The sequence below is a fragment of the Actinomadura kijaniata genome (assembly GCF_014138665.1).
Taxonomy (GTDB): domain Bacteria; phylum Actinomycetota; class Actinomycetes; order Streptosporangiales; family Streptosporangiaceae; genus Spirillospora; species Spirillospora kijaniata.
Genome location: NZ_JACJIA010000029.1, coordinates 1 through 25453 on the forward strand (window position 1 = coordinate 1; position 25453 = coordinate 25453).

General features: G+C 70.3%; 30 protein-coding genes. 8 read left to right on the top strand and 22 right to left on the bottom strand.

Annotated features, from left to right (window positions below):
* Window positions 1-85: 85 nt before the first annotated feature.
* The 14 genes from HNR61_RS46155 to HNR61_RS46220 all read right to left on the bottom strand — a co-directional run bounded on the left by HNR61_RS46155 (window position 86) and on the right by HNR61_RS46220 (window position 9053).
* On the bottom strand, window positions 86-397 hold the full coding sequence (locus HNR61_RS46155) for a hypothetical protein (protein WP_182849496.1): 312 nt from the start codon (window positions 395-397) through the stop codon (window positions 86-88).
* A gap of 111 nt (window positions 398-508) precedes the next feature.
* The gene (locus HNR61_RS46160) at window positions 509-748 is read right to left on the bottom strand and encodes a hypothetical protein (protein ID WP_182849497.1); all 240 of its coding nucleotides are present in this window, start codon (window positions 746-748) and stop codon (window positions 509-511) included.
* 37 nt (window positions 749-785) lie between these two features.
* Window positions 786-1085 carry a type II toxin-antitoxin system PemK/MazF family toxin gene (locus HNR61_RS46165; protein WP_182849498.1) on the bottom strand — a complete coding sequence of 100 codons (300 nt, stop codon included), beginning with the start codon at window positions 1083-1085 and terminating at the stop codon, window positions 786-788.
* Complete coding sequence (locus HNR61_RS46170) at window positions 1072-1308, bottom strand: hypothetical protein (protein ID WP_182849499.1); 237 nt, start codon at window positions 1306-1308, stop codon at window positions 1072-1074. Before HNR61_RS46170 ends, HNR61_RS46165 begins: the two co-directional genes overlap by 14 nt.
* A 418-nt stretch (window positions 1309-1726) precedes the next feature.
* Window positions 1727-4072 carry a DNA translocase FtsK gene (locus HNR61_RS49760; RefSeq protein ID WP_182849500.1) on the bottom strand — a complete coding sequence of 782 codons (2346 nt, stop codon included), beginning with the start codon at window positions 4070-4072 and terminating at the stop codon, window positions 1727-1729.
* Window positions 4072-4449, bottom strand: coding sequence for a hypothetical protein (locus HNR61_RS46180; protein ID WP_182849501.1), 378 nt, complete (start codon window positions 4447-4449; stop codon window positions 4072-4074). Before HNR61_RS46180 ends, HNR61_RS49760 begins: the two co-directional genes overlap by 1 nt.
* 38 nt (window positions 4450-4487) lie before the next feature.
* Complete coding sequence (locus HNR61_RS46185) at window positions 4488-4796, bottom strand: hypothetical protein (protein WP_182849502.1); 309 nt, start codon at window positions 4794-4796, stop codon at window positions 4488-4490.
* Window positions 4797-5114 carry a hypothetical protein gene (locus tag HNR61_RS46190; protein WP_182849503.1) on the bottom strand — a complete coding sequence of 106 codons (318 nt, stop codon included), beginning with the start codon at window positions 5112-5114 and terminating at the stop codon, window positions 4797-4799. It lies immediately after the preceding gene.
* Window positions 5114-5926: a hypothetical protein gene (locus HNR61_RS46195; protein WP_182849504.1), complete on the bottom strand. Its 813-nt coding sequence runs from the start codon at window positions 5924-5926 to the stop codon at window positions 5114-5116. Before HNR61_RS46195 ends, HNR61_RS46190 begins: the two co-directional genes overlap by 1 nt.
* Window positions 5923-6276 carry a hypothetical protein gene (locus HNR61_RS46200; RefSeq protein WP_182849505.1) on the bottom strand — a complete coding sequence of 118 codons (354 nt, stop codon included), beginning with the start codon at window positions 6274-6276 and terminating at the stop codon, window positions 5923-5925. The genes HNR61_RS46195 and HNR61_RS46200 overlap by 4 nt, the downstream gene beginning before the upstream one ends.
* The gene (locus HNR61_RS46205; protein WP_182849506.1) at window positions 6273-6728 is read right to left on the bottom strand and encodes a DUF3307 domain-containing protein; all 456 of its coding nucleotides are present in this window, start codon (window positions 6726-6728) and stop codon (window positions 6273-6275) included. Before HNR61_RS46205 ends, HNR61_RS46200 begins: the two co-directional genes overlap by 4 nt.
* Window positions 6725-8317 carry a winged helix-turn-helix domain-containing protein gene (locus HNR61_RS46210; protein ID WP_182849507.1) on the bottom strand — a complete coding sequence of 531 codons (1593 nt, stop codon included), beginning with the start codon at window positions 8315-8317 and terminating at the stop codon, window positions 6725-6727. The genes HNR61_RS46205 and HNR61_RS46210 overlap by 4 nt, the downstream gene beginning before the upstream one ends.
* Complete coding sequence (locus tag HNR61_RS46215) at window positions 8314-8736, bottom strand: ATP-binding protein (RefSeq protein WP_182849508.1); 423 nt, start codon at window positions 8734-8736, stop codon at window positions 8314-8316. The genes HNR61_RS46210 and HNR61_RS46215 overlap by 4 nt, the downstream gene beginning before the upstream one ends.
* Window positions 8736-9053 (bottom strand): hypothetical protein, encoded by a 318-nt coding sequence (locus HNR61_RS46220; RefSeq protein WP_182849509.1) that lies wholly within the window; start codon window positions 9051-9053, stop codon window positions 8736-8738. Before HNR61_RS46220 ends, HNR61_RS46215 begins: the two co-directional genes overlap by 1 nt.
* Before the next feature lie 173 nt (window positions 9054-9226).
* On the opposite strand from HNR61_RS46220, the gene HNR61_RS46225 reads away from it, so the two are divergent.
* The 3 genes from HNR61_RS46225 to dnaB all read left to right on the top strand — a co-directional run bounded on the left by HNR61_RS46225 (window position 9227) and on the right by dnaB (window position 12642).
* Window positions 9227-10030, top strand: coding sequence for a GntR family transcriptional regulator (locus tag HNR61_RS46225; RefSeq protein WP_182849510.1), 804 nt, complete (start codon window positions 9227-9229; stop codon window positions 10028-10030).
* A gap of 91 nt (window positions 10031-10121) precedes the next feature.
* Entirely contained in the window at window positions 10122-11156 is a 1035-nt protein-coding gene (locus HNR61_RS46230; protein ID WP_182849511.1) for a helix-turn-helix domain-containing protein, read from the top strand.
* Between the two features lie 109 nt (window positions 11157-11265).
* Window positions 11266-12642 carry a replicative DNA helicase gene (dnaB, locus tag HNR61_RS46235; RefSeq protein WP_246445197.1) on the top strand — a complete coding sequence of 459 codons (1377 nt, stop codon included), beginning with the start codon at window positions 11266-11268 and terminating at the stop codon, window positions 12640-12642.
* A gap of 157 nt (window positions 12643-12799) precedes the next feature.
* Here dnaB and HNR61_RS46240 read toward each other — a convergent pair whose 3' ends face one another.
* The 3 genes from HNR61_RS46240 to HNR61_RS46250 all read right to left on the bottom strand — a co-directional run bounded on the left by HNR61_RS46240 (window position 12800) and on the right by HNR61_RS46250 (window position 14706).
* Window positions 12800-13447: a GIY-YIG nuclease family protein gene (locus HNR61_RS46240; protein ID WP_182849512.1), complete on the bottom strand. Its 648-nt coding sequence runs from the start codon at window positions 13445-13447 to the stop codon at window positions 12800-12802.
* Between the two features lie 162 nt (window positions 13448-13609).
* Window positions 13610-13873, bottom strand: coding sequence for a hypothetical protein (locus HNR61_RS46245; RefSeq protein WP_182849513.1), 264 nt, complete (start codon window positions 13871-13873; stop codon window positions 13610-13612).
* On the bottom strand, window positions 13873-14706 hold the full coding sequence (locus HNR61_RS46250; RefSeq protein WP_182849514.1) for a ParA family protein: 834 nt from the start codon (window positions 14704-14706) through the stop codon (window positions 13873-13875). Before HNR61_RS46250 ends, HNR61_RS46245 begins: the two co-directional genes overlap by 1 nt.
* Window positions 14707-15374: 668 nt before the next feature.
* Here HNR61_RS46250 and HNR61_RS46255 point away from each other — a divergent pair.
* A complete protein-coding gene (locus HNR61_RS46255; RefSeq protein ID WP_182849515.1) occupies window positions 15375-17525 on the top strand; it encodes a hypothetical protein in 2151 nt (716 codons plus the stop codon).
* A gap of 7 nt (window positions 17526-17532) precedes the next feature.
* Window positions 17533-17745: a hypothetical protein gene (locus HNR61_RS46260; RefSeq protein ID WP_182849516.1), complete on the top strand. Its 213-nt coding sequence runs from the start codon at window positions 17533-17535 to the stop codon at window positions 17743-17745.
* Between the two features lie 338 nt (window positions 17746-18083).
* On the opposite strand, the gene HNR61_RS46265 is transcribed toward HNR61_RS46260, so the two are convergent.
* Window positions 18084-18443, bottom strand: a complete 360-nt coding sequence (locus tag HNR61_RS46265) for a hypothetical protein (protein WP_182849517.1) — start codon at window positions 18441-18443, stop codon at window positions 18084-18086.
* 281 nt (window positions 18444-18724) lie between these two features.
* On the opposite strand from HNR61_RS46265, the gene HNR61_RS46270 reads away from it, so the two are divergent.
* On the top strand, window positions 18725-19771 hold the full coding sequence (locus HNR61_RS46270; protein ID WP_182849518.1) for a hypothetical protein: 1047 nt from the start codon (window positions 18725-18727) through the stop codon (window positions 19769-19771).
* Window positions 19772-20488: 717 nt separating this feature from the next.
* Here HNR61_RS46270 and HNR61_RS46275 read toward each other — a convergent pair.
* Entirely contained in the window at window positions 20489-20632 is a 144-nt protein-coding gene (locus HNR61_RS46275; protein ID WP_182849519.1) for a hypothetical protein, read from the bottom strand.
* Window positions 20633-20914: 282 nt separating this feature from the next.
* On the opposite strand from HNR61_RS46275, the gene HNR61_RS49765 reads away from it, so the two are divergent.
* On the top strand, window positions 20915-22024 hold the full coding sequence (locus HNR61_RS49765; protein WP_182849520.1) for a hypothetical protein: 1110 nt from the start codon (window positions 20915-20917) through the stop codon (window positions 22022-22024).
* A 333-nt stretch (window positions 22025-22357) separates the two neighbouring features.
* On the opposite strand, the gene HNR61_RS46285 is transcribed toward HNR61_RS49765, so the two are convergent.
* Window positions 22358-22792, bottom strand: a complete 435-nt coding sequence (locus HNR61_RS46285) for a PH domain-containing protein (protein WP_182849521.1) — start codon at window positions 22790-22792, stop codon at window positions 22358-22360.
* 255 nt (window positions 22793-23047) lie between these two features.
* Between HNR61_RS46285 and HNR61_RS46290 the strand changes: the two genes are divergently transcribed.
* A complete protein-coding gene (locus HNR61_RS46290) occupies window positions 23048-23356 on the top strand; it encodes a hypothetical protein (RefSeq protein ID WP_182849522.1) in 309 nt (102 codons plus the stop codon).
* A 366-nt stretch (window positions 23357-23722) separates the two neighbouring features.
* On the opposite strand, the gene HNR61_RS46295 is transcribed toward HNR61_RS46290, so the two are convergent.
* Together HNR61_RS46295 and HNR61_RS46300 are read right to left on the bottom strand one after the other, a co-directional pair.
* Window positions 23723-24103, bottom strand: coding sequence for a hypothetical protein (locus HNR61_RS46295; RefSeq protein ID WP_182849523.1), 381 nt, complete (start codon window positions 24101-24103; stop codon window positions 23723-23725).
* 205 nt (window positions 24104-24308) lie between these two features.
* The gene (locus tag HNR61_RS46300; protein ID WP_182849524.1) at window positions 24309-24695 is read right to left on the bottom strand and encodes a DUF805 domain-containing protein; all 387 of its coding nucleotides are present in this window, start codon (window positions 24693-24695) and stop codon (window positions 24309-24311) included.
* Window positions 24696-25453 lie beyond the last annotated feature (758 nt).

Genomic DNA, 25453 nt, shown 5'->3' on the forward strand with positions numbered 1-25453 from the left:
CGCCACCATCACGGTGGTGGCGGCGGTGCTGCTCAACGCGCGGGCCTGACCCGGCGCGCAGCCGCGCCGGGCCGAAAGCCGCGGGTCAGCCGCCGTTGGTGTCGTTAGGGTCCATCCCCAACGCGGTCGCCACGCCCTTGGCGATCAGTTGGATCAACCCGGGGTAGTAGAAGATCACGCCGATGGCGATGGCCAGCACGATGAACTGAACGAACCGGGTGATCTCACGGGTGAACAGGAAGAAGATCGCCACGATCCCGACGATCACCAGGAACAGCGGGCCGAAGATTCCGCGCAGCCAGTTGGCCAGGTTGTCGGTGTTGACGTCGTCCTTGGGCGCGGCGGCGACCAGGTCGGCGACCGTGTCGGCGACCATCGCCATGCCGTGCAACATCATTGCCTTGGGATCCTTTCCGATCCGCTGGCCCCGCGCTCACGCTCGCACGCGCGACCGGGACCTGCCAGGTACTTCACTCATGGCGTCGTGACGTCACGACGCCACGGCCGCTCAGCGTTCGAGCGAGCCCGCCCGCGCGTTGGCCATGCGGACCTGCGGGTGGTTGCGGGTCCGCGCGATGATCCACTCGGCGATCAGCAGGGTCGCGGCGCCCAGCGTCCAGGCGTACCCGGCGACAAACAGTGCCGTCACCGAGTCGGCCAGCGCGACCGTCAGGGCCAGGGCCAGGGTGCCGACGGTCAGCACCAGCCACCGGATCTTGGTCATGGTGTGCAGGGGCCTGCGCGCCATCAGGTTCCTCCTGGGGTTGTCGTCCACGGGTTCGGGCCTACAGGTCCAGGGCCGCGCGCAGGGCCGCGTCCACGCGGTCCATCGTCTCGGCGTCCAGGACCTTCACCGGTTCGATCAGCCAGCGGCGGTACACGCGCACGACCGTGGAGGCATCAGCCCACCGGCGGCCGGGCACCGGCACCGCCAGCAGATCGCGCGGGTCGTTCTCGGCCAGTTCCACCGCCAGCAGCCAGTTGCGGCGCGGGTCGTCGTTGATGCCGTCGCTGGAGACCAGCAGCACCAGGCGCTCGCCGCGCGGGCCTTTGGCGGAGTACCGCCACATCTCACCCCGCCGCACGCCACTCCTCGGCTGCGGCGGCCTCGGTCTCATCAGCCAGCGCCAGGGCCTCGACGTCCGCCTCGGCGCCGACCGGGCCGCCCTGGTAGCCGTCCTTGATCGCCTGCCGTCGAGCGGCGCGCGACACCCACGCCGACGGCGACATCCCCGCCCGCGCGGCCGCCGCCTTGGCCATCTCCCAGGCGTCCTGGTCGAACGAGACGGACCTTTTGATCGTTGCCATGGTCAGCGCTCCAATCTGTCCTACCGACGACCCTACCGATTGCCCTACCGCATGTCGGTGCTTTGCGGGTGAGGACGTTGTCGCGTCGCGGGCGCGGCGTGTTTCTCGACCGCCGGTCGGCATGATCGGTCGTCGGGTTCGTCGGGGCTGACGGCTTCTGACGGTCAGAGGGGGCGTGGGGGAGAGAGTTACAGGTCATGGGCCCGTTGACGGCTGACTGACGGGCGCTGACGGGCTTTTGACGCGGGTGCGCTGACACGCGCTGACAAGATCATCTTGGGCGGGCGGGCGCTCCCACGCGCAGCCGCACGCGCGTGCCCGGCGGGCCCGTCCGGGAGCACGAGCGAGGGCGCGCCGGACGCGAACAGGGGCGGCCCCGGAGGTCCGGGGCCGCCCCTGTCGGCGGGTGCGGGATGGGTCAGGCGGCGGGCTGCAGGTCGTGGGGGATGTGGTCGTCCAGCGGGGCCAGGTCGACCACCGTCCAGCACTTGCGGCCCTTGTCCCGGCTGGTCTGCAAGACACCGACGGCGGTGAACTCCTTCAGGACCTCATAGATCCAGGTCCGGGAGCGGCCTACGCGGCGGTGCAGCGCCAGCAGCTCGTCGTCGTCGGCGGTGAAGGTGGGGTTGCCGGCGGCGTGGCGGCGGCGGAACCAGTCGGCCAGCAGCACCCGGGCCGCCCCGGCGTCCAGGGGCGCGCCGGGGTCGTCGGCCTGGAGGGCGGCGGCCTCGGCCTCGGTGGGGGCCTGGATCTGCTGCTCAGGCCCGGCGGTCAGGGCCGGGTCGGGGTCCTCGGTGCGCAGCGCGGCGGTGACCGCGTCGCCCTCGCGACGCAGCTGGTCGACCACCGCGGCCGCGCCGGCGTCGGCCGCCACCAGCACCGCCCGGCGCCCTTCCTGGTCGGGCGGGCCGATGAGGTGCTTGCGTTCCAGCGCCTCGATCAGGTGCGCGGCGTCCTCGGCGGGCAGACGCAGCTTGCGGGCCAGCATCGCCGCCGAGGCGTGCTGGCTGGTGATGACCAGTTCGGCGGCGTCGCCCAGCAGCTGGTTCCAGGTCTCCACGAACTCGGCGCGCTCGGCGTCGGTGTCGGTGTGTTCGTCCATGCTCGCCTCCCCGTGGGGGCTGTGCGGGCCGCTGAACGCCGCCGAGGCGGACGCGGCGGCGGTGGTGGTGTCGGGGCCGGTGGAGGCGTCGTCGTCGCCCAGAGCGGCCATCACGCGCCGGGTGAACTCGTCGGCCTTCTTGGCGGCGGCCGGGAAGGCGGCGGCGTGGGCGCGCATCGCCTCGTTGGCCTCACGGCCGGTCGGGCCCCAGGAGTAGGTGCGCAGCGGCATCGCGAAGTGGGCGTTGTCGATGCCCTTGGCGTCCAGGTACGCCTTGCCCGGGAAGTGGTTCTCCCACTCGTGCGGAACGACCTCGGCCTTGCGCTGACGTGCCGAGACGCCGTACTTCAGGTCGTCGGGGTCGGCGACGCCGAAGCACATCTTGGCCATCTGGGACCTGATCAGGGTGGGGATCTGGGTGTAGTCGGCGCGCTGCAGGCTGATCAGGCAGCCACCGCCCGCGCTACGGATCTCCTTGACGATCTCGGCCAGACGCTCCTCGTCCTCGCCGTCGAGCATCTCGAACAGCTTGGCGATCTCCTCGATGTGCAGCACCCAGTACAGCAGGCCGCAGCCGGGCTCCCAGTTCTGCAGGCCCATCTTGGCCAGGTGCGCGGTGCGCTGGGGGATCTCGGCGTGCATCGCGCGGATCAGCTTGACCGCACGCGCCTTGGTGGTGGCCAGCCCGTGCAGGCCCTGGCGCAGCGGCCCCATGGTCTGGTCGTCCTTGCTGGTGTCGATGCTGAACACCGCCGCGTCGCGGCGGGTGATCAGCTCCCCGGTGATGTTCCACGCCCCACCGATCGACTTGCCCGAGCCGATCATCCCCTGGATCTGCAGGTGGAAGCCGACGAAGCGGAACTCCACCGGGTCACCGTCCTGGTAGACGCCGATGCGCAGCGGCTTGTCGATGGACGCGCCGGGGTGGGAGGGGCCGGGCCAGGGCACCGGGTGGTCGATGGCGCGCGGATCCGACACGCTCATGTCGGCCCGGTCGGCGCGGTCGGAATCCTTGCTGATGAGCACCGCGCCGGGCGGAAGCTGCATCGCCGACTCGATCCGCCCGGTGGCCTTCTGGGCGTCCTCATGGGTCATCTCCCCCGCCGGGAGCTGCATCTTTGCCTTGATCTTGTGGTCGTTGACCTCGGTGGTGCGCACCCGCGCCCCGCCCATCCCGGCCTTGTCCTTGGCCTTGTCGAACAGCATGGACAGGGCCTCACCGCCGGAGAGCTCCTCGCCGTCGCTGGTCATCCGGATCACCGAGCGGATGTTCCAGGACAGGGCCACCGTGGCGCCGCCGAAGAACAGCGCCCCGGCCACCGGCTCGGCGGTCACCCCGGTGACGGTGGCGGTGGTGAACCACGCCGAGGCCGCCGCGGTGGTGGCGGTGGAGTGGACCCGCCCGATCAGGCGGCGCCGGTGGCTGACCAGCCAGGTCAGCCCGGTCAGGGCGGTCGAGCCCAGGGTGCAGGCGATCGCCGCCCACGCCACCGAGCCCGGCCCACCCCACAGCGCGTGCGACAGGGCCGCGCCGCCGGCCTCGCCGCCCAGCAGGATCCACGGCGGCAGCAGCGGCCCGACCTTGGAGACCGCCGCGACCGCGACCCGTTCCATCGTGGCGTCCTGGACCACCGCCAGCGCCTGCGTCGTCTTGCGGGCCATTACAGGCTCACCCTTCCCCGGTAGTTGCTGGTGGAGGTCTGGCGCTGCTCACCGGTGTTCTCCAGGAACTCGCGGCGGAACTGCAGGTTGAACTTGACCATCTCCGCCGAGATGCCCGAGCACAGCTCACGGCCCTCGCGCAGGTGGCGCGCCACCCACCAGGCGCGCCAGCCGACGTTGCGGACCTTCACGTTCGGGTCGTGCTTGAGCTCGCGCATCGCCGCCTCGGCGGCGCTGGCGGCCGCCTCCAGCTCCCGCGCCAGGTCGTGCGCGAACGCCTGGTTGATCCGCGAGTACTCGGCGATCTGCATCGCCACCTTGCGACCGCCGAACACCGTGCGGCCGATCCGGTCGATGCGCTCGATCCCGGTGCCCATCTATGTCGTCCCCTTCTGCGTCAGTTCGGCCGGCCGGTTCAGTCGGCGCGGAAGTGCTTGCGGTAGTCGCGGTGGAACTTGTCGCCGCGGGCGGCCAGCGCGTCGACCATCTCCTGGGCCCGCTTGAGCCGCTTGGCGGTACGCCGCGCCTTGACGCGGGTGTCCAGGCCGAACAGCAGCAGATGGCCGCTCATCGTGGTCATCGCCGCCTCGGCGTCGGCCGCCGCCAACGCCAGCTCGGTCGCCCACCGGTCGGCGATCTCCTCCAGGGCCTCGCCGTAGAGCTTGAACGCCTCCCCGAGGCTGCCCTCGAACTCGATCGAGGCCAGTTCGCTGATCTCCGCCACTTACAGCCACCTCCGCAGCTCGGTGTCATCCACGACCTGGGCGTCCACCACGTCGGGGTGCCGGGCGGCGCGGTAGCGGTCGGCCAGCGCCCACCGCGCCCGCGCCGCCGCCCGACGCAGCCGCGGTCCCACCGGGGCCGCCCCGCACGCGGCCGTCACCAGGTCATCCAGCGCCAGCAGCGCCCCCACCACCAGGCCCACCAGCAGCCGCGCCACCGCCCGCGCCCGCGACACCTCCGCCGACGAGGCCGACGAGGACCAGGACGACGAGGAGGACGAGGAACCCGAGCGGCCCGGGGGCGTCGATGACAGCGCCATCACCGCTCACCCCCGCCCCGACGCGCCGACCGTCCGATCCGGCCGATCCACCACAGCCGCGCGCCCAGTGCCCCGGCCGTGCCGGTCACCGCCCCGGCCGCCACCAGGACCTGTTCGGGGCCGGTCATCGGCAGCAGCGGGACCGGGAGCACCACGCCGATCACGAAGAACACCGCCGCGACCAGCGGCCGGGTCACCGTCGGAGCCTCAGGCGGGCAGCACCGCTCGTGGCGCCCGGCCAGGTGCCAGTCGGTCGCCGCGACCGTGGCCAGCACCCCGGCCGCCCGCTCCCCCACGTGGATGCGCACCTGCTGGTGCAGCTGCTCCAGCAGCCGCGCACGAGCGGCCCGATCCCGGCAGTGGCCCAGCTCAGCCCACAGACGGCGCTCGGCCATCAGCGCCCAGTTCGCCGCCACCTCGGCGGCGCTGGCGTCGGCGTCCACCAGCTCGTCCGCGCCGACGACGCCGACGGAGTCGACGGGGCCGTTCAGGCCCCGGACCGCCCACCGGACGTCCTCGGCGGCGGTCAGCTCGGTCTCGGCCACCACTCCCAGCAGTTGCGCGGCCGTGCCGATCGACACCGCCGCCGGACGCCCCTCGGCGTCGCAGTCACGGCCCCACGCCTCGGTGTGCCGGGCCGCCAGGTCCTCCAGCAGCCCGCACGCCTCGCGCATCAGCGCCGCCCGCTGGCTCGGCACCACCTCCACACGCAGCGCTTCCAGCGTGTCGTTCAGCCACCCGGTCAGCCGGGTGTAGTCACGGCGCGCCCCGATCCGCTTCGGCAGCGCCGCCAAGCTCGTCACGATCGTCATGACGGGTCTCCGTCCAGGTCAGGGGTGAAGTCGAAACTGAGCTGATCGGCGCACAAGGCGCATCGCTCGCTCGGCGGCGTGCGGTGGCGACCGGGCTGACGGCACCGCTCGCCAGCCGGAACGTCGGCGACCTCGGCCAGGTGCTGGTGCCGGTCCATCTCCGCCATGCGCTTGGAGGGGTGCGGCTCCCAGGTCCGCCCGCACGTGCAGGTCAGCACGTACTCGCGGATCCCGGTCCCGCACGTGATCACGCCGTCGGCGCGGGCCGCCGGGCGGCGGGTGCGGCGCACCACCTCGGGGGTGTGCCGCACCCGCGCGCCCCAGGGCCGCGCGGTCGCATCCGCGCTCACGCCGCACCCGCCGCGATGATCAGGGCTGCCACCAGCAGGAACACGACGTGGAACGACTGGTCCAGCAGGTAGGCCGCCTGCGGATCTGCCTGGATCCAGCCGCCTTTGCCGATCCGCTCGGCCAGGGCGATCAGCGGCTCGCGCCGGTCGGCCCAGTAGTGGCTGATCCCGTCCACCACCAGGCCCATCGCGACCGCGACCGGCGACAGCTCCAGGCCCGTGGCCACCGCCACCACCAGCAGCGCAACCAGCTTGGTCGCCGCCAGGGACAGCACGTGCCCGACGCACAGCCGCCGCGCCCGCCGCACCTGCGGGCCCCGGCCCCGCATGCCCTTCAACACCGCCTGCCGGTGCGTCTGAACCCAGTGATCGCCGAACTGGTGCGCCGCGTACAGCGCCGCGAACACCGCGCCCAGAGCACCCGGCGTCGTCCACGCCTGAACCAGCGTCATCGCGTCTCTCCGATCTGCTCACCCAGCGCGGCGACCCACTCGGCCCGCTCGGCGTCGGTCAGGCGGTCCCATCCGGCCTCACGCAAGGCGTTCCGGTGCCGCTTGACCGTCTTGGCGCTGAGCTTCAGCGCCTCGGCCAGCGCGGCGTTGGAGGTGTGCGGCAGCCGCAGCAGCACCGTCGCCACCTGGTAACGGGTGCGCAGCCCGGCGTCCCGCCGCGCCCGCGCGGCCGCCGTCACCCGCCCGGCCCCGCGATCTGTCCCCGCGACCTCAGAGGCCGGTCGCGGCCGGTCGGCGTCGATGTGTCCACCCGGCCCCGCCGATGTGTCCAGCGACCTGTCCGGCGACGTGTCCGCTGGGGCACCGGACGAGGTGTCCGTCCCCTCGTCCTCGGGAGCGTCGGCGGGCACCAGGGCCGCGCCCTGGTCGCCGTCGTCGGCGGTCGGCGGCTCGACCGGGCCCGGCCCGCCGGGCGGGTCCTCGTCGGGCCGCTGCAGCCACCGCTCCAGCTCAGCCACGCCCTGGGCGACCTCGGCGGCGATCTCCTCGGCCACCCCGTCGCCGTCGTCGCCGTCCTCGGGGTCGTCGCCCTGGGCCGGGCGCGGCGACAGCGCCTCCAGGGCCGCCGCCTGTACCGCCTCTACCAGCGCCTGCCGGTCGATGACCGGCGCGGCCGGGGCCTCCAGGTCGCGCCCGACGTGTTCCTCGGCGTGCTCCTGGCCGTCGTCCTCGACGACCGGCCCGGCGTACTCCAGCTCCAGCGCCGCACCGGCCGCCGGCGGGACCATCGTCGTCGCCGGGGCGGGAGCGGCGAATACGTTCTCGCCCATCGCGGTGGCGCGCAGCTCCTTCTCAGCGACCGTGTCCACCTGCTTGGCGTTGGCGGTCATCGCCGCTGAGGACCGGTCGGCCACCGTCGCCGACAGCAACGCGAACGCCGCCGCGCCGATGCTGCAGGCCGCGCCCAGCACGTTGCCGGTGGAGACGTTGGCGATGACGCTGACCAGCAGCGGGACCGTCATCAACGCCCACAGCACCCGCGCCTGCCAGTGCTCGCGGACGCTGCCGAGGTGGCCGCCGTTCTCGGCCAGGTGCGCCCGGTAGGCGATCGCCGCCGTGGCCAGGCCCGTCAGCCCAACCTCGGCGATCCATCCGGTACCGACCGGCGCGTCCAGGTGCCGGGCCGCCGCCTCCACTCCCAGCGCCGATCCGGCCGCCAGCACCACGCTGGCGGCCAGCGACACCCGCAGATAGACGCGCTTGCCCTGGTGCAGGGCCAGCACCCGGCGGGCCGGGGAGGAGGTCTGCCGCGCCAGCGCCAGCGCACTCAGCGTCTCCTCGGCATCGGCCGCCGCCGCATCCGCGACGCGGTGGCGGCGCATCGCCCGCTGGTGCGCAGCATCCAGCGCGCGGCGCTGCTGCTCATCGCGCAGCGCGTCGTGCTGGGCCCGGGTCGCGGGGTTCAGCCTCGGATCGGCCAGGCGCTCCTGCCCGGAGATGCGCGCCAGCTCCGCCGCCTGCGCACTCTGCGCGCGCACCGCGTCCACCACGCTGGCGGCCTTGGTCGGGGTCTGCTTCTTGCGGGTCATCGCGCGCCCCCGATCGCCCCGACCGGCAGGTCGGCCCACACGCGGCGTCCGTTGGGGCCGCCCGCCCAGCCGACCGACCCCAGCAGCGCCAGCGTCCCCAGCCCCCGGCCGCCCTCGGCGTCCAGGTCCTCCAGGGACTCCGCCACCGCGACCTGCGGTTCCTCCTCGCCGCCTTCGTCAGCAACCGCGACGCGGACGGTGTCGACGTCGGCCTCGACGGCCAGGGCGTACCAGCCACCCGGCCGCCCGCTGTTGCTGTGTCGGATCGCGTTGGTCGACAGCTCGGTCGCCGCCAGCAGCACGGCATACAGCTCGTGACCGGTCAGGTGAGCGCCCAGCGCCGTCCGCAGCAGCTCACGGGCCCGGCCGACCGTCTCCACCTCGCCGGGGAAGCGCCACCCGGCCTTGATGCAGGTCATCACGCCGCTACCCCCTGCAGGGTCGCGCGCAGCTCGGTCAGCAGCGCCCCGGCCGTCTCCAGGTCGCGGTACTCACCCAGCAGGCACGCCAGCAGCTCCCGCTCCTGGACCGCCACGTCACCGGCGAACTCCTCCAGCAGGTCGGACAGGAAGTCGTCGGCGGCCGCCAACCGCGCCTCGACGTCCTCGGCGCACTCGCCCGCCAACGGCTCGGGCGACCACGCCTCCAGGTCGATCCGGGGAAGCGCAAACGCGAGCGCCCCCAGGTAGGTCATGTGGTCCCTCGCCACCGGCAGAGGGATGATGGTGTTCGTCACCGGACCGATCTCCTTCCACGAGTCCTGGTCTGGTGCGCGGCCCCGGACTAGCCCTCCGGGGCCGCTCTATTCCGGGACTGAACATCTCTTCAGTTCCGGAACTGACTGACACCATCAAGCATGCATCCACCCCGATCTTTCGTCAACAGTCCCGGTACTGTAATGTGATCGACATGAGCGCCAAGTACCGCGAGATCGCCGATGACCTGCGGCGACGCATTGAGGCAGGCGAGTGGATACCAGGGACGACTTTGCCCGATTACGCCAGCCTCGTGGAGGAATACGGCGTGGGGCGCGGAGTCATCAGCAGCGCGTTGGCGATCCTGAAGGCAGAGGGTCTGATTTCCGTGGTGAAGCGCCGGGGGATCACCGTGCGAGAACGTGGCAACCGCCGCCGCCTCAAAAGAGGGACACTGGTTACCCGCGACCCAGCGCGCGGCTATGTCATGCCAGCGGCTACCAGCCCAGACGAACCGTGGCAGGTGCACGGTCGACCGAGTCGGGAGACTTTGCCCATCCCCGAACGTCCGGCCGAGCTACTCAGGCTCGAACCCGGAACGTTGACACTTCGGCGACGGCGGGTCACATCGCCAACCGGCGACCCCCCCTTTCAGCTGGTGGACACTTGGGTTCACCCTCAGGCAGTCGCGGATGCACCACGAGTTGCTGACCGGGATACCGGACGCGGCGGGTACTTGGACAGGCTTGAAGAAGCCGGGCACGGCCCTATCGCCTGGATGGAGTACATGAGGGCGCGCATGCCCACCCCGGAAGAAGCTCGGCAGGTAGACATGCCCGACACCATGCCTGCCCTGGAGCTTGCTCGGGTTGGTACTTCCGCTCGCACGAACGCGCCGATCGAAGTAACGATCTGCGTGATCCCTGCGGACCGCGTTGAGATCGCCACAGAGCTCAAGCGCGCACGATCCGCTCAATGGCCGCTGGACAGCCCCGACTCTCAGCAGGCAGAGCGGTAGCGTCCCTTAAAACGCAGAGAGCCGGGAGCGGCAACTCCCGGCGTCTCCAGCGAAGTCTCTTCCCGCCGCCACAGCAAGAAGGACGTACAGCATGAGCGTACCCAGCGACCCGCCGAGGTTCACCCCTCGGGTGGTTCGTCAGTGCGACCTGGATTGGATCAAGTTCGACGCGACGGTCGCCCGCGATGGGTCGATCGACCCCGTGGACAAGGCCTTGTACGCGGCTTTGGCCAGCTTCGTGGACGTTGAGTACCGCGACAGCGATCCAGAGGCCGGCGAGGACGACGAGGACATCCCCACCCGGGCCCGGCTGGCCGAGTGCATCGGTCGCAGTCTCGACACCGTGGATCGGGCCACCAAGCGGCTGGAGGAGCGCGGCATCATCCGCGTGCACCGGCGCCGCGACCCCAACAACCCCAAGCGCCACCTGCCCAGCGTCTATGAGCTGCTGGACCACGAGTGGTGGGACGAGCGTGCCGCCGCCCGCGCCGAGGCCCGCCGCGCGGCTCGTGAGCAGGGCCGGGGGGGTGGCCGCACCGGTGCGGCTAGGGGTAGCCGCATCCATGCGGCCAGGGGTAGCCGCACCAGTGCGGCGGTTCCTCCTTCTTCTAAGAAGATCTCTCTCTCAGAGCGCGCACAGCGCGAAGGAGAAGAGGCGTCGGTACCGCCGCCGCGCGCCTCAGCGGAGGTCGACGCGACGGAAGAGAGAGAGAGAACGGCTCCGCCGTCCACACCCGCGCCGCCGAAGGTCTCCTCGCATGCCCAGGAGGCCCAGAAGATCGCCCAGGCGTGGACCGAGGGCACCGAGCTGCCTCGGGTGCCGGCTGGAGAGCAGAAGATCGCCGAACAGGCGGAGGAACTTCTCGCCGAAGGCCACAGCGCCGCCCATTTGACCCTGATAGCCCGCTGGATGGGCCAGCAGGGCTGGAGGGACCTCGGATATGCCCTGACCGCCAAGGGTGCGCCTCGGGTGAACTCAGAGCCCTCCAGGGGCAAGCCTGAATGGTGTGGCGAGTGTGACGAGGTGTCCCGGATGCTCGACGTCGAGGACGAGGTCGGGATGCCGATGAGCTACCACTGCCCCAAGTGCAGCCCCAAGGTCTCCGCCCGCGCCGCCGTCGGCTGACCAGTCTTCCCGCTGGAGCGCGTGTACAGCTCCAGCCCTCTGCCTTTACATTGTCAAGTCGCGTGCCCGGGACGACGGCTCCTGTCGTTCGTCCCGGTGAGGAGGCTTCATGACCACCATCCCGAGCCCAGCCGAGGGCCTGGACGACCTGGCCGCGATGCCGGCGCCGGTGCACACGCCGCGCCATGACCTGGTCGCCGAGCGGTGCGTGCTGGGCGCGCTGATGTTGTCCCCGCAGATCCTGGACGAGGTCACCCCGATCCTGCGGGCCGCCGACTTCTACCGCCCCGCCCACCAGATCGTGTTCGAGACGATCCTGGACCTGTCCCGGCGCGGCGAACCCCACGACGCGGTCGCGGTGGTCGCGGCCCTGGCCGACCGGGACCTGATCGGCCGGATCGGCGGCGGCGCCACCTATGTCCACGACCTGCTCGCCGCCCCGCCGACTGCCGCCAACGGCAGCTACTACGCCCAGATCGTGCGCCGCTGCGCGCGCATGCGCGCGCTGGTGGCCACCGGCACCGCCCTGGTCCAGATGGGCATGGAAGGCGACCCGGACCTGGTGGAGGAACACATCGCCCGCGCCCACGAACTGCTCATCACCCACGACGAGGTCGGCGAGGACCCGCCAGTGCTCGGCGAGGCGCTGCTGCAGGTGCTGGACCGCATCGAACAGGGCGAGGACACCACCGGCCGCGTGGCCGCCCCGTACGCCGATCTGGACCGCATCCTGGGCGGGTTCCGACCCGGCCAGCTGATCACCATCGGGGCCCGGCCCGGCACCGGCAAGAGCGTGCTGGCCACCGACATCGCCCGGCACGCCGCCATCCGCCAGGGCGTGCCGGTGCTGTTCTCCTCGGTGGAGATGCCGCGCGAGGAGATCATCCAGCGGATCATCTCCGCCGAGGCCCGCGTGCTGCTCACCCACGTGCGCGCCGGGACCCTGGACGAGGAGGAGTGGACCCGCGTCGCCGCGATGACCGACCGCGTCGCGACCGCGCCGCTGGTCATCGACGACACCCCCACCGTCACCCTGGACACCCTGCGCGCATCCTTGCGCCGGATGGCACGCCGCACCGACGTCGGCGCCGCCGGCCTCGTGGTGGTCGACTACCTGCAACTGCTGCGCGCCACCGGCCGCGCCGAAAACCGCCAGGTCGAGGTCTCCCAGCTCAGCCGCGGCCTCAAGCTCATCGCCCGCGAGTTCCAGATCCCCGTGGTGATGCTCGCCCAACTCAACCGCGGACCCGAGGCCCGCGTCGACAAGGTCCCGGCCGTGTCGGACCTGCGCGAGTCCGGCGCCGTGGAACAGGACTCGGATGTAGTGATCCTCATCCACCGCGAGGACATGTACGACAAGGAATCCCCCCGCTCCGGAGAAGCCGACCTGATCGTCGGCAAGAACCGCAACGGCCCCACCGCCATCGCGACCCTGGCCTTCCAAGGCCACTACAGCCGCTTCACCAGCATGGCCAAGGACGCCTAACCACACTGACGTTCTTGTGCACCAGCTATGGCGTTGACCAGCCAACAAGCAAGCTTGCAAACAAGAAATCTTGCTTGCAAGCTTGCTTGCTTGCTTTAGTGGAAACGGGCCTGACCTGGGCGGACGACGTCGAGGGCTTGACCGTCGCTGGTGAGGCCTACAGCCGTGCGCCCCGACGTTTGCCCTTGTTGATCTGGTCGATGACGCGGCGGACGGCCGGGCCGTCGGTGAACCACTCGCCGTGGACGCGGTGCCGGGCCAACTCCTGGTGGAACCGGGCTTCCATGACAGGGCCGCCGGTGATTAGTGCCTCGACCGTGACCGGGCCACCGTCATAGCCCAGTTGCCTTATCCGCGTGCTCAGCGCGGCCGTTGTTCCGATCTTGATCAGGCCGCCGCGCGAGACGAAGTACACCCAAGACAGGCAGTGCGCCGGGCCAAACTGGCCGGGAACCAGCGCGATCTGCACGCATCGGAGTTGATCACCGTCCCGGGTGGGGCGTTCCTCGCTGCGGTAGTAGTCCTTCTCGATCAGCTCGGTGATGGCGGTCTTGGCCGCCGCCCGACCGATGACGTTGTGCTCGTGGAGGTCGGCGCCGGTGAAGCACCTCGGGCAGGCCACCAGGTGCAGCAACACCCCGACCGAGGCCGGGGCCAACGTCGAGGCCAGTAGTAGCGGCAACGGCACCGCCAACTCGCCGTTCGTCTCAACAGGTGGATGCTGGCGCGGACGTTCGTTGGGTCCGGCGTAGAGCGGGGGCGTGCGCATCGGCAGCTCCAACGGCAGGGCGACGACGACCCGCACGATACGGAACTACTCCGACATTCCACGTGTGCGGCGGTTGTCCATCAGACCGACCCCACGAACCGGTGCCATCACTACGACCACACCTAGGAGGCCTTGACCAGGCAAGCCAGGAAGCAAGCTTCCAAGCTTGAAAGATTCCAAGCTTGGAAGCTTGCTTGATTAGTCGAGGCGGGGTGGGTGGTCGGCCAGCCAGGCCCGTAGGGCCTCGGTGACGGCGTCTTTGAGCTTGACGCCGTGGATCGCGCAGGCGACCGACATCTGCTTGCGGACGCTGACCGGCACGGTGGTGGTGATGGCCACCCATGCCTCCTCGGCGAGCTCAGCGGCCGGGGCCGCTGCGGCCGGCGCGGGCGGCGCGGGCGGCGCGGTGGTGCGGGTGCGGGGGAGCTGTTCGTCCTTGGGCACGTCGTCGTAGCGGGGCATCAGGCGGCGGCTCCCATCAGCATCTGGCCGCGCGTGGTCATCCAGGCGTAGGCGTCGGCGCCGAGCGTGGCCATGGCGCGGCCCTCGGTGCCCAGCTCGCTCATCGGCTGGGCGAACTCGCTGCCGTTCTTGAGCGCCACCAGCTCGGGGAAGCGCACCGGGCACACCGCCGCGGGCGAGATGATCCCTGCGGTTTCCTCGGCGCGCTGCTTGTGCAGGGTGAGCTGGGAACGGAACCGGTTGATGACGAACCCGGCCACGGCCAGGTCGGGGTTGAGCAGGTCGCGGTCGCGCTCGACGCGTTCGACCACGCGCCGGGCGGCCTCCACCGCGTCGAACTCGGGTTCCACCGGCACCCACAGCAGGTCCGAGGCCGTCCAGGCGTTGTCGATCAGGTGCGACAGCAGGTTGGGCGGGCAGTCGATGAGCACCAGGTCGAAGTCGTCGACGACCCCGGCCAGCGCGGTCAGCAGCCGCCGGGAACTGGAGGGCTGCCCGGCCGTCAGTGCCAGCAGCTCCAGGTCCAGATGCCCGGGCGCGACGGTGATCCGCTCGCTGTAGACCCCGCCCCATCCCGACGGCACCAGGACCCGGGCGATCTCCCCCTTGCCGGGACGCTCCAGCACCGACGCCAGCGAGGACTGCCGCCGCTCGGCGGGTTCGGCGGGGATCTGGGCTCGCAGGCGGCGGGTGATGTTGGCTTGGGCGTCCATGTCCACCACCAGGACCCGGTCGCCCTTCTCGGCGGCGGCCGCGGCGATCAGTTCGATCAGCTTGGATTTGCCCGTGCCTCCCTTGTGCGTGGCGATCGCCCAGTGCGGCGGTGCTGCCATGCCCTTCCTCCTTCACTGCGGGGACGTTCCGCGCGGACGCGGTGGTGTACCGCGCGGCAGCGTAGCGGGACAGCAAACAAGAAAGCTTGCAAGCTTGCTTCCTTGGTATGTCGGCCTGCAACGCTCCGACCTGCGGTTCTGTCCTGCTATGACCGGTCACACCGCTAAAAAGGCGTGCGCGTGAAGGGCGCGGGTCCGGCCCGGCCCGGAGAGTGGCCGGGCCGGACCCGCGTGGACACGGTGCCGTGCGCGGGACGACGTCGAGCGGGCACCGCTGGGCCGTCCGCGCTCACGCAGACGGCCCAAAGGCTTTTTCGCCGGAGCGTCCCGCCGCCACATGCTGTCACTGGCCGGACCGGTGACAGCGGCGTGCCCGGCGGGCTCGCGCTCCGGACGTCGGCGCTTTTTCGTCACGGAAGGTGCTGGTTTTCGTCACGGATGCGGCGTAACCTGGTTTTCGTCACGCCGAGGATGTGTGATGAAAAGGGAAGGGGTGTCTCGTGGCCGTCTGCATCGTGTGCGGGACCGAGTTCGCCGCCCGGCGGCGGGGGCGTCCGCGCGCTTACTGTTCTCGGGCGTGTCAGGCCAGGGCCTATCGCGCCCGCCAGAGCACGGCCAGCGCGTCGAGCGCAGCGGCGGATGCCGCAGAGGGTAGGGGCGATGCTGAGGTGCGGCGTCTGGCGGCCTTCCACGCCGCCCTGGCCGTCGAGAGCGCCCTGAACAACGGGTGGGAGACGCTGGACCGGTACGGAGTGGACCGGCCGCGCGTGGAGGCGGCGCTGAACGAGCTGGTGGAGGAGCTGCAGCGGCGCGGCCGCCCGGACGCGCGGCCCCGGTCCCCCCGGTCGGGTGCCCCGTCCACCGGGCCGGGCCGTGACGTAACACCGGCTCGTGACGAAAAGACTCGTGACGAGGAGGCGCGTGACGAGGAGGCGCGTGACGCAGCGGGGACCGGTCGCCCGGCCGGTGCCGTCCCGGCCGCGGCCGCCGCGCACTTGGCACCCTCGAAGCAGGAGGCCGGGCAGGTACCCGAGGACGGGCCCGCGGAGGCGGCGGTGACCTGGTGGCCGTCCACCCTGGGAAAGGTGGACTTCAGCGAGTTGCGCCGTCCGCCACGGGGGTTGTTGTCGGCGTGGCTGTGGCAGTGGCTGGTCGCGGCCTACCTGCGAGGGGACGCCGGGATGCGCGACCGGCACTACCAGGCCTGGCACTGGCTGGAGACCATGCGCGAACGCCAGGGCAAGGAGCCGTTGGTGTCGCATCGGCCTCCCGGTGGCGGACCAACGGTGCCTGATCGGGTGTGGATCACCGAGGCTGGGCGCGCGCATCTGGAGGAGCACGACGCGCGCTACCGGAGGCTGTGGGATCTGCGGGTGCCCGCGCTGCAGGCCCCCGGCGACACGGCCCCGGCGAACACGGCCCCGGCGAACACGGTGACCACGACCACCGCGACGACCACTGCGACGGCCGCCTCCGAGCGGCGTGACGAAAACAGCGACCGTGACGAAAACCGGGACCGTGCTCCCGTGTCTTCTCCCGTGCCCGCTGCTGGTGCTGCCGTCCCCCAGGGCGTCGAGCGTGCTGAGGGCGCGGTGAATGCCGAGGACATGGCGGGCTTGGCGGTGGTGGGGGAGGTGGTGCTGACCCATCTGACCCATGACGTGCACCTGGTGGTGGCCGACGGGCGGCGGGTCGGCTGGATTAACCGTCCCGACGACTGGGCTGGGGACCAGACCGGGGACCGAGCCGGCGACGGCTGGCAGGTGCACGATGCCGCCGGGCGCGTGGTGGCGACCACCACGGACCTGGACCTCTGGGCGGTCGTTCGCGCCGCCGCGGCGGCGTTGGGGGTAACGACCGGCCCGGACACCACCTATGACGTGGGGGAGCTGCGGGACCATCGCGGGCGCGCCCTGGAGGTGGCCCCGGCGACGTTGGCGCGCTGGAGCTTGATGCGGGGCCGGGTGCCCGGCCGCACCGATGTGCTGGTGCGCGGGAGGTGTGTGGGCTGGCTGCAACGCGACCGCTCCCGTCATGTGGCCTGCACCCTGGACGGCCCGGTGCCGGGATCGGCCCGCCGCCGCGAGGAGGCGGTGATGGCGCTGTTTGCGGCGCTGTGGGCGCCGGCCCCGCTGCCCGAGCTGCCGCCCGAGGCGCTGACCGCGCGCCGGGTGCAGGCCCGGCCTAAGAACGACAAGCCCTTGTGTCCCTATACCGAGGGGCAGTTGGCCGCGGCGGTGGCCGACCCGCCCCGCTGCGAGGGCGGTGGCTATCTGGTGGTGGTGCGCGACCGGTGGGACCCCGAGCGGCGCGACGAGCTCGGCGTGGTGCTCAAGACCAAGGGGCGGCGCATGGTGTGGACCGCCTACAACACCAAGGATCGCCCGGTGGCCGGGGGCAAGACCCGCACCCAGGCCATCAGCCAGATGTTGGCGGTGCCCGGCCCGCTGTTCGGTGACCCCGCCGAGACCGTCGTGCACGAACTCGCGGGCGACCCGGCGGGCGCTTCGGATGGCGTGACGAAACCATCGGCCGTGACGAAAGCCGGGGACGACGTCGACGACAGGCTCGGCGCCTGCCAAGCCCGCGCCCGGCACGAATGGATGGAGTTCGCCTGCACTCGCCCGACGGGTCACCCCGGCGCGCATCGCGCCACCACCCCCACCCGGCACCAGACGCCGGTGTGCTGGAGTGACGGCGGCCCGGTCACCGACCTGCAGCACCGCCCCCTGCTGCGCGGCACCACGCAGCCCGCCCCGCCCGGCCCGCGCCGCCGCCCCGAGCCCGGCCCCTGGCCCACGCCCCTCCCTCCGCTGTGAGGGCAGGATGAAGCCGGTCCGGCTGCGAGCCTGCCGGGACCGCGACGTGGTCGCTCTGCCCGGCCACCACCCGGCCGTGGTGCGCCTGGACGATGTGCCCGGCTCCTCCTGGTGGCCGGGCGGGCTGATCCCGATCGCCTGGAGCGCCGCCACCGGCCCCGACAACGGGATCACCTCCTACAGTCCCGACACCTTGGTACACCTGCTGCACCGTCCCTGAATCCGCACGCGGCGGGGCGGGCGCGTCCCTTTATGGGGTCGCTCTGGGGCGCCGCGTTCGACGTGTCCGGCCTCATGCCCGGTCGGATTTCTGAAACCAGCCCGCCGTTTTTGCAGGTCAGAGCGGCGTTCCAAGTTTTCACGGAGCGGAAAGGATCTGGTGGGTTGCGCCGCCTGGGGGCGGTTGGTGTGCTGAACGACGCGGGTCTCCTGCCTGCTGGACCGCAATTCCATGGCGGCAGGAGGCCCGCCCGTGTCATCGCTTCGTCAGCGCCACCAGCTCGGCGCCGCTCTGCTAGCCGCTCTGCTAGCCGCTCTGCTGGCCGACCTGCTGGTGGCTCAGCGCTGGCTCAGCCACCACAGCAGCCAGGCGCCGCCGGCGCAGCCCAGGGTGTAGGCGGTGCCGCGCACCGCGGCGAACAGCGCGGCCTGGCCCAGGCGCCAGGTCTTGCGGCCGAACCGGTCCCGGCGCGGGCGGCGGGCCCGGCGCACAGGGTGGTGCTGGCCGGGCCGCGGCTTGACCGAGACCGCCAGAGCGGTACGGCCACCAGCGGCATCACCGCCGAGGTCGCTGGCGACGTTGCCGTCGGCGCCCCGGTTGGCGCCCCGGTTGGCGCCCCGGTTGGCGTCGCGGGCGTCGCCGCCGCCGGAACGGCCGACCAGAGCGCCCAGCACCCGGCGAGGGTAGGGAAAAGGCATCGTTGCCTCCCTGCTTCTTTACGTTGCAGTAATGGACTAAACCCGCGCATCGGGATATCTCGGACAGCCGTCCAAAGGTGTCGTCCCGAGCGGGCAAAATGATCCTTCTCGGTTGCGCGCCGGACCTGAAGCAGGAAGGCGAAGTAGCCGACACCAATTAATGATCTTCGTGTTTCCTGGTCCAGGAAGCTGGCGTTTGTCCAGTTCAGTGGGGCTGTGTTCCTGGAGCAGGAAGCGCACGATGCTGACGGGGTACGGCGGTGGCCAAGCACGGAAAAGACATGATCGGCGATGCGGCGCGCAAGCCCGAGGTGAGGGCCTTCCTGGAATACCTGTTGGAGTTGCGGGCGGCGCGCATGACCCAGAAGGAGCACTTTGAGTGGCTGGGGATCGGCAACACCAAGCTGATGCCCTACCTGAAAGGTGATGCGGTCCCCGACCCGCGGGTGTTGTCGGTGTACTTCGTGGCACCGTTCAACGACAAGCGCGAGCTGACGCCCGAGGAACACGTCCAGCTCATCACGCTGCACCGGGCCGCCTGCGAGGCGCACCCGCCGCGCGAGCCCACCGACGACGACAAGGTCGACTTCCTCAAGCACGACCTGCAGCGCTCCCAGCGCCTGGCCGCCGAGTTCCGCAAGCGCCTGAACACCGCGCTGGAGCGCAACATCAACGACAGCCAGCAGCTGCACGAGATGGAGGTGGCCCGCTCGGACCTGAACATGCAGACCCAGTTCCTGCAGGCCCAGGTGGAGAGCCTGCACCATGAGCTCAGCCAGCGCGAGGCCGACCACCAGCGCGCGCTGGACAGCGCCGGCCGCGAACGCACCGCGCTGGTCGCCGAGACCGAACGCGCACTGAAGGAGAGCCAGCGCGAGCTGGCCGAGCTGGAGAACGCCGTCGCCGGCCACCTGCACACCGTCGACCAACAGCGGGCCAAGACCCTGGGGCTGGAACGCGAGGTGGTGTTCCTGAAGCAGGAAGTCCGCCACCTGCAGCAACAGATCTCCGAGGACCGCAAGCTGTACATGCACCTGGTCAACCACCTGCTGCGCAACGGCCCGGCCAACGTGGTTGAGCTGGAGCAGCGCCTGGCGAACCTGGGCATGCGCCACGAGCTCGGCGAACGCGTCATCGCCCAGCTCAGCGAACAGAACGCCCAACTGGTGCGGCAACTGGCCCAGCTCACCGACGAACGCGACCGCCTCAACGAGGAACGCGACTTCCTCGCCCTGTCCCTGAGCCAGCTCGAACGGCCCTCCCCCACCTCCACCACCGCGCCGCTGCCGGTACCGGCAGACGAGATGTTCGGGGAGTTCTGGAAGTAGACCACCCACTCACAACGGCAACGGCATCGCGGGGCCGCCCGGGCAGAAATCCGGGCGGCCTGCCGCGCCCGCACAAGGCTGCGACGCCGCATCTTCTCCTTCAAGAGCGGAGGGCCTTCAAGGGACGTCTGTAGCGAGCGCTGAAAACCGGGCGGGCCCGGCCAGTCATCCTCCTCTCCTGTGCGGGGCTGGGGGTGCTTCGCCGGACATCCGGCGAAGCGGTGCCCGAGGTCGTGGCGGCCATCTCCCTACCGGGACGGTGGGTTGCAGCACGGTATGGGAGCGATCCTTCCCGTTGGTTCTGGCACAGTCGGGCGCCATGACGAACTGCTCCACTTGTGATGGCGAATACGACGAGACCGATGCCGAGGTCGTCGAGTACCACACGAAGTCGGTCGCCTGCGGCGCGCGACGGACGTGTCGATGCCAAGGCAGGCCCAGTTGCTACGCGTGCGGTGACTCCTTCTGCTTTTGCGCTGAGCACTGATCCCAGATGCGCGATCACGGGACAAATGTCCGTTGCCCACAGAACCACGTTCGCCGTGGTGGCGGCGGAGTGCGCCGAGTCGTTCCGGCCCTGCTCACGGGCAGCTTGGGCATGACCAACCCCTGGTCTCCACTTGCGTGGAGACCAGGGGTTGGGTGTTCTAGGTGGACGGGTCTCCTGCCTGCTGGATCGCCAAATCTGTTCGGGCAGGAGGCCCGTCACCTCCGCGGCTAGCTGCGGTGGATCATTTCCCAGACGGCCTGCAGCGCTGCCCACAGGCCCAGGCGCACGACCTCCAGCCGGGTCCGGATGCGCCAGTAGCGGGTCTCATGGCGGGTTTCCTCGGGGGTGCGGGAAGTGGGGGCGGCCGTCATTGGCTTGGTTCCTTCCTGGCCGGTCTGTGACAGGCGACCGGTGAGCCCGCGTCGGCGTTGTGCTCGACGTGACTCCATGAAAAGCCAGGTCAACGGCGTCCATTCGGGAATGGACGGCGAGGGACGGCTTGGGGGCGAGTCCGGACAAGTTGGGTTTGGCCATGGACATTGCCGCCCGTGTGTCCACGACTTTCTCTAGGCTCGTGGACGCCCATGGACGCGTAGCCGCTGCGAGTGGACGTGGCGGGACGCAGGTGGACACGGACGGGTGAGGAGCGCGGCGTGGAGGTAGCCCCCAGGACCGACGATCTGAACCTGGACAGCATCACTGATCGAGAGCAACTGACCCAGGCGCTGCAGAAGCTGTACCAGCGGGCGGGGCGGCCTTCCTATCGCATGATGGAGACCCGAGCTCGCCAGCAGGGGTTGGCGCTGTCTAAGTCCAAGGCTCCGCAGGTGTTGCGCACCGGCACTCCATTGCGCAAGGAGACCCTGGTGGCCTTCGTTCGCGTCTGCGGGGTGCCACCAGACCAGGTAGAGCCGTGGGCGAGGGCATGGGAGAGAGCTGATGATGCCGTCGGCGGTTCCGTCGCCGATCGTGCCGCCAGCGAAGAACAGGCCCGGCAGCAGGCTCTGCGGTTGCTGGAAATTGCGACCGAAAAAGCCGAGGAAATCGTGCAGCAGGGCCATGACCGAGCCGCCCAGCTACGGGTGCGGGGGCTGCAGGAGGCCGAGGAGATCCGCGAAGCTGCACACCAACAGGCCCAAGGACAGCTTGAGCAGGCCCACCAGGAGGCTCAGGCAGTGCTAGAGCGGGCGCGGCCGGCCGTTGAGGAGTGGAAGGCTCAAGCGCTGGCCGAGCTCAACGCCAGGGCCGAGGAAATTCTGCAGGACGCGGTGAAACGCGGGCGGCTCATCTTGGTGGATGCCGAACGCAGGGCGAACAAGGCCGCCCAAGACATCCTGGACCGCGCCCACCATGCGGCGGAGCACAGGCGGATGGCCGTACCGCTGGATGCTGACCCCTTGGCGCCCCCTGGGGAAACTGTGGACATGGGGGGCTATCACATGGACGCCGCCGCCCGGGTCTTGGCAATCGCCCAAAACACCGCTGACACTGCCATCGCCGCTGCCAGACGGGAAGCCGAGCTCACCGTGTCGCAGGCCCGGACCGAGGCCCTGCGCATTCTCGAAGAAGCGCGTTTGACCCGTGACAGCACCACACCGATCGTCCTGGCACTGCCTCCGCAGGCAGACGACGAGGCTCCCGGCACCGCTCCGGCGGACGCCGACCCTCCGCGCGAAGGCGCGTTCAACCGGCTGCGTGAAGTCTCCAACCAGCCTCCCCTGCCACTGGGGGGCACACAGGCAGCAACCTCACAGAGTCAGTGACCTGGGGGTTTCGGCTGTGGACGACGATCAGCACCCCAGGACCGAAACCACGTGTTTGCAGTTCGACCGAGCCCTAGTCCGGCCCGCACCGCGCTGACCTGCGCAGACTCCGGGAACGGTGCAGTCGCCAAACCCACCAGAACGAACATTCTGTCGGGTGTGCGGCACACAGTATGGACCGGTCGGGCATCGGTCGCCGGTCATCTCTGCTCCGTCGCTGGTGGTCCAGGCGGCGTGGGTCTTGCTTGCAGTCGTCAAACGCCGCTGGCATCACCGGTGTCCGCAACGGATGTTCCTCGCGCCCCGATCTCGTGATCTTGGACTTAAATGCGGTCATGTCCGCTCACGCTGTAGCTGCCAGATACGCCACAGATCCTCAAGCTTTTCCTCTTTGGTGCTGCGGGCGTCATCGATAACCATCGGAAGGCGGATGCGTCGGCCGTCAACCAAGTCCGCCACTGGGAGGCCATGGTCGTCCTCTCCGATCGCCCGGATCTGCGGCCAAGGAGTGATTCTGGCTTTCAACAGCCTTCGAGTCACAAGGTGAGAGGGACGGGCCCTGGTCAAGGGCCGCCAGCCGAGGCCGTTGACCACCAGAATTGTGGCGATGAGCGGCAAGGCCAGCGCGAGGCGGACAGGCCAGGGCAGCCAACCGTCCGCCAGGATTTCCTTCAGCAAAGGAGCGCCGGAGGGCAGAGTGACGGCCAGAGCACCTAGGCGGAACGACCAGGGCGCACGATAGGAGGGGTACCACGACGGATCGTTCATATCCAACTCGGCAGGGAAGAAAACCGGGCAACGGCATTATCCACGATGTTCCGCGCCTTGACATCGGTTCTCAGTCGATTCGCCCCGCGCCCTCCCGTCACGGTCCTCCACCCACCATCCCGGCCCACAGGGGTAATGGCCGGAATACGCCAGAAAGACACCGCGCCCGGACGCGGAGCGGACAGAGCGAGGGTTCTGTCGGGTGTGCGCCGCACAGTATGCGCGGCGGGCTGGCGACTGGACAGGATCGCGCGCATGGATGACACCTCCGACGCCACCGCACGCATCGGCCGCGCGCGACGCCGAACCACCCCTTACGTGCCGGTCCGCCTCCGGGAAGACACCGGCTCGCCCGGCTCGTTGCGACTGCTGACCTTCACCGGCTCGGAAGAGGCGGAACTGCTGCACGCGGCCGCCGACTGGCTGGGCGGACACCGCTTCGCGATCGTGGTGGCGATGAACTGGATGGGCGATCTGGGCGCGCACAGCGAGGACGATCCGCTGTACGAGCTGCGCGTGGTGGTGGACCTGACCCTCTACACGGACTTGGGATACCGCGACTAGGGCGACGACCAGGGAGACGTCGAGCACATCGACCCGGACAACGACACCGGTGGCCGGGTGTACCCAGGTATGGATCTACCCCCCAGGCGTTCTGCTCCCGAACGTGGCCCACGCCGCCAGGTAGCGGAGCGTGAGGCGCGACTCGACATAGTGTCCGAACCCCACCACCGCGAAGGCCTCGCTCCGGCGGCCGCCGCACGGCCCCGACCTGCACGACTTCCGGTTTCGCGACCGACGATGAGGCGCGGTCGTGTCGTTATCCGGCCCGTGCGGCGTGCGGTGCGTCGGACCTATCCCCTGGTGTCCGGACCGGAACCCGGCGCGGAGCCGGGTGGCGTGTACGCCCCGTGACCTACGGCGCACTCGCTACCTGACGGCCGGGGCCACGTTCGGGAGCGGCGGGCCTTCTCGGGTGGCCTTGAGCTGGTCTTGGCCGATGCGCCAGGTGATGGCGGTGGTGACCAGGCCGGCCACGGCGGCCAGGACGCCGATCAGGATGCCGATGCTGTTGAACCACTGGTGCTTGCTGTGCCGCCGCCGGTCGCGTTCGGCGTCCTGGCGCTGGCGTTGCAGCTCCAGCAGTTCCAGACGCCGATCGGCGGGGATGTCCTTCAGCTCGTCGGTGGAGGGCGGGGGGATCTGTGACTCCGGTGACCGAGCAGACGGCGCAGCGGCGTCCCGCTCGGCGGACGGGGTAGGAGGATCAGGAGCTGAAGACGCTGGGGAAGCCTCGTGGGGTTCGCTCACATCAGTTCAGACGTTCACGTCGCCCCCATGGGTTATGTCCAAGCAGACCACTTGCGGCCGGTGGCGCATCGGTTAACGGCACCTCATTAAGCAGCAACCGAACGGCCAGTGGCGTTAGCGAGCCATCAGGGCTCGGGTTAACGCCACTGGCCGTTCGGAGGTCGTTGGAAGATAAGCCCGAAAGGGCAACACCCAGGTCAGAACTTCAGCGCTGGTTGTGTGGTGGTCCGAAGCGGTTGGGGACCGGGTCGCCGACCGCGATGGCACAGACGATCAGCAGGATGAGAAACCCAGGCGGGGTCGGAAGGAACAGGCTCCATAGGCCGCTGTAACCGCAGTCGTGCAGTCGGCGGACCACTGCGATCCACCAGATGGGCAGCATCGCCAGGGCGATGTATGCGATGCCCCAGCTGATCAGTCCAGGAGCGTTGCTCTCGTCCGCACCGGTCGCAGCCCCGAACGCAAGGAACAATGCCAGAGTGAACGCGATGTACTCGGATCGAGACGCGCGGCCGCGGGGATCCAGGTAAGCACGGGCGACCGCTTTGGCCCGCGCGCCGAGTCCAGGTTGTAGCTGTTGCTCTTCGGTCATTCACCCTCCAACGTCCGAGACCGGTGTTCCTGAGCGGCGGTGGTGGTCGCGGCTCAGTCGGAGCGCCGACATCGTGGTCTGGGTTGTCGCCTTCTTCTATGATGCCGGTCTTCTCCATCATCTTGCGGGTTCGGTCACGCGCAGCAGCTTTTCGTTTTCTGTCTGCCATCTCCTGCCCACCTCCAATGGTGTCCGTTAGGGGAACGCTCACCGGACAACCGCGATCACTCGACGAATCGAATCACGACCTGCGACGACCCCGTCTCACATAGGTGGTCCGCGAAAGTGTCCGGTGACGGGGTGTCGCCGCCGCACTCGGGGCCCTCGGCCTCGGCGGCCTCCAGTTGAGCATCGATCGCCGCAGGTCACGGCGAGTACGCGCCGTCCGGCCGCCGACCGGGTTCCGGTCCGGGCAGGGCGGGATAAGACCTGCACGGCGCACGGCGGCGCGGCCGGATAATCCGACCGGCAGCGTGGAGACGAGGAACGTCGTCGCAGTTCGGCGCGCGGTTTCGGCGGCCGCGGCGAGGCCTTGGCGGTGGTCGCGTCGGACGTTATGACAACCCGCCGGTCACGCTCGGCTACCTGGCGGCTGGGGTCAGCTTCGGGAGCGGAGGGCCCCCAGGGGGTATCGCGGCGGCTCCCGCCCCGCCTGGCGCGGCGGGAGCACGATAGGCCATCAGTCAGACTGATGCGCGATCGTGGGCGGTCCGTGACACGCCCGGCGACGCGCGAGCAAGATGTGCGATCAGTCAGAC

Excerpts from the sequence above, each read along its gene's own strand:
- HNR61_RS46250 (WP_182849514.1), bottom strand. The coding sequence starts at position 14,706 with ATGGCAGCACCGCCGCACTGGGCGATCGCCACGCACAAGGGAGGCACG.
- HNR61_RS46210 (WP_182849507.1), bottom strand. The coding sequence starts at position 8,317 with ATGACCCGCAAGAAGCAGACCCCGACCAAGGCCGCCAGCGTGGTGGAC.
- HNR61_RS46245 (WP_182849513.1), bottom strand. The coding sequence starts at position 13,873 with ATGCCCCGCTACGACGACGTGCCCAAGGACGAACAGCTCCCCCGCACC.
- HNR61_RS46170 (WP_182849499.1), bottom strand. The coding sequence starts at position 1,308 with ATGGCAACGATCAAAAGGTCCGTCTCGTTCGACCAGGACGCCTGGGAG.
- HNR61_RS46285 (WP_182849521.1), bottom strand. The coding sequence starts at position 22,792 with ATGAACGATCCGTCGTGGTACCCCTCCTATCGTGCGCCCTGGTCGTTC.
- HNR61_RS46190 (WP_182849503.1), bottom strand. The coding sequence starts at position 5,114 with ATGGCGCTGTCATCGACGCCCCCGGGCCGCTCGGGTTCCTCGTCCTCC.
- HNR61_RS46270 (WP_182849518.1), top strand. The coding sequence starts at position 18,725 with ATGATCGGCGATGCGGCGCGCAAGCCCGAGGTGAGGGCCTTCCTGGAA.
- HNR61_RS49760 (WP_182849500.1), bottom strand. The coding sequence starts at position 4,072 with ATGGCCCGCAAGACGACGCAGGCGCTGGCGGTGGTCCAGGACGCCACG.
- HNR61_RS46260 (WP_182849516.1), top strand. The coding sequence starts at position 17,533 with ATGAAGCCGGTCCGGCTGCGAGCCTGCCGGGACCGCGACGTGGTCGCT.
- dnaB (WP_246445197.1), top strand. The coding sequence starts at position 11,266 with ATGACCACCATCCCGAGCCCAGCCGAGGGCCTGGACGACCTGGCCGCG.
- HNR61_RS46230 (WP_182849511.1), top strand. The coding sequence starts at position 10,122 with ATGAGCGTACCCAGCGACCCGCCGAGGTTCACCCCTCGGGTGGTTCGT.
- HNR61_RS46195 (WP_182849504.1), bottom strand. The coding sequence starts at position 5,926 with ATGACGATCGTGACGAGCTTGGCGGCGCTGCCGAAGCGGATCGGGGCG.
- HNR61_RS46205 (WP_182849506.1), bottom strand. The coding sequence starts at position 6,728 with ATGACGCTGGTTCAGGCGTGGACGACGCCGGGTGCTCTGGGCGCGGTG.
- HNR61_RS46300 (WP_182849524.1), bottom strand. The coding sequence starts at position 24,695 with ATGACCGAAGAGCAACAGCTACAACCTGGACTCGGCGCGCGGGCCAAA.
- HNR61_RS46180 (WP_182849501.1), bottom strand. The coding sequence starts at position 4,449 with ATGGGCACCGGGATCGAGCGCATCGACCGGATCGGCCGCACGGTGTTC.
- HNR61_RS46160 (WP_182849497.1), bottom strand. The coding sequence starts at position 748 with ATGGCGCGCAGGCCCCTGCACACCATGACCAAGATCCGGTGGCTGGTG.
- HNR61_RS46265 (WP_182849517.1), bottom strand. The coding sequence starts at position 18,443 with ATGCCTTTTCCCTACCCTCGCCGGGTGCTGGGCGCTCTGGTCGGCCGT.
- HNR61_RS46275 (WP_182849519.1), bottom strand. The coding sequence starts at position 20,632 with ATGACGGCCGCCCCCACTTCCCGCACCCCCGAGGAAACCCGCCATGAG.
- HNR61_RS46290 (WP_182849522.1), top strand. The coding sequence starts at position 23,048 with ATGGATGACACCTCCGACGCCACCGCACGCATCGGCCGCGCGCGACGC.
- HNR61_RS46155 (WP_182849496.1), bottom strand. The coding sequence starts at position 397 with ATGATGTTGCACGGCATGGCGATGGTCGCCGACACGGTCGCCGACCTG.
- HNR61_RS46215 (WP_182849508.1), bottom strand. The coding sequence starts at position 8,736 with ATGACCTGCATCAAGGCCGGGTGGCGCTTCCCCGGCGAGGTGGAGACG.
- HNR61_RS46225 (WP_182849510.1), top strand. The coding sequence starts at position 9,227 with ATGAGCGCCAAGTACCGCGAGATCGCCGATGACCTGCGGCGACGCATT.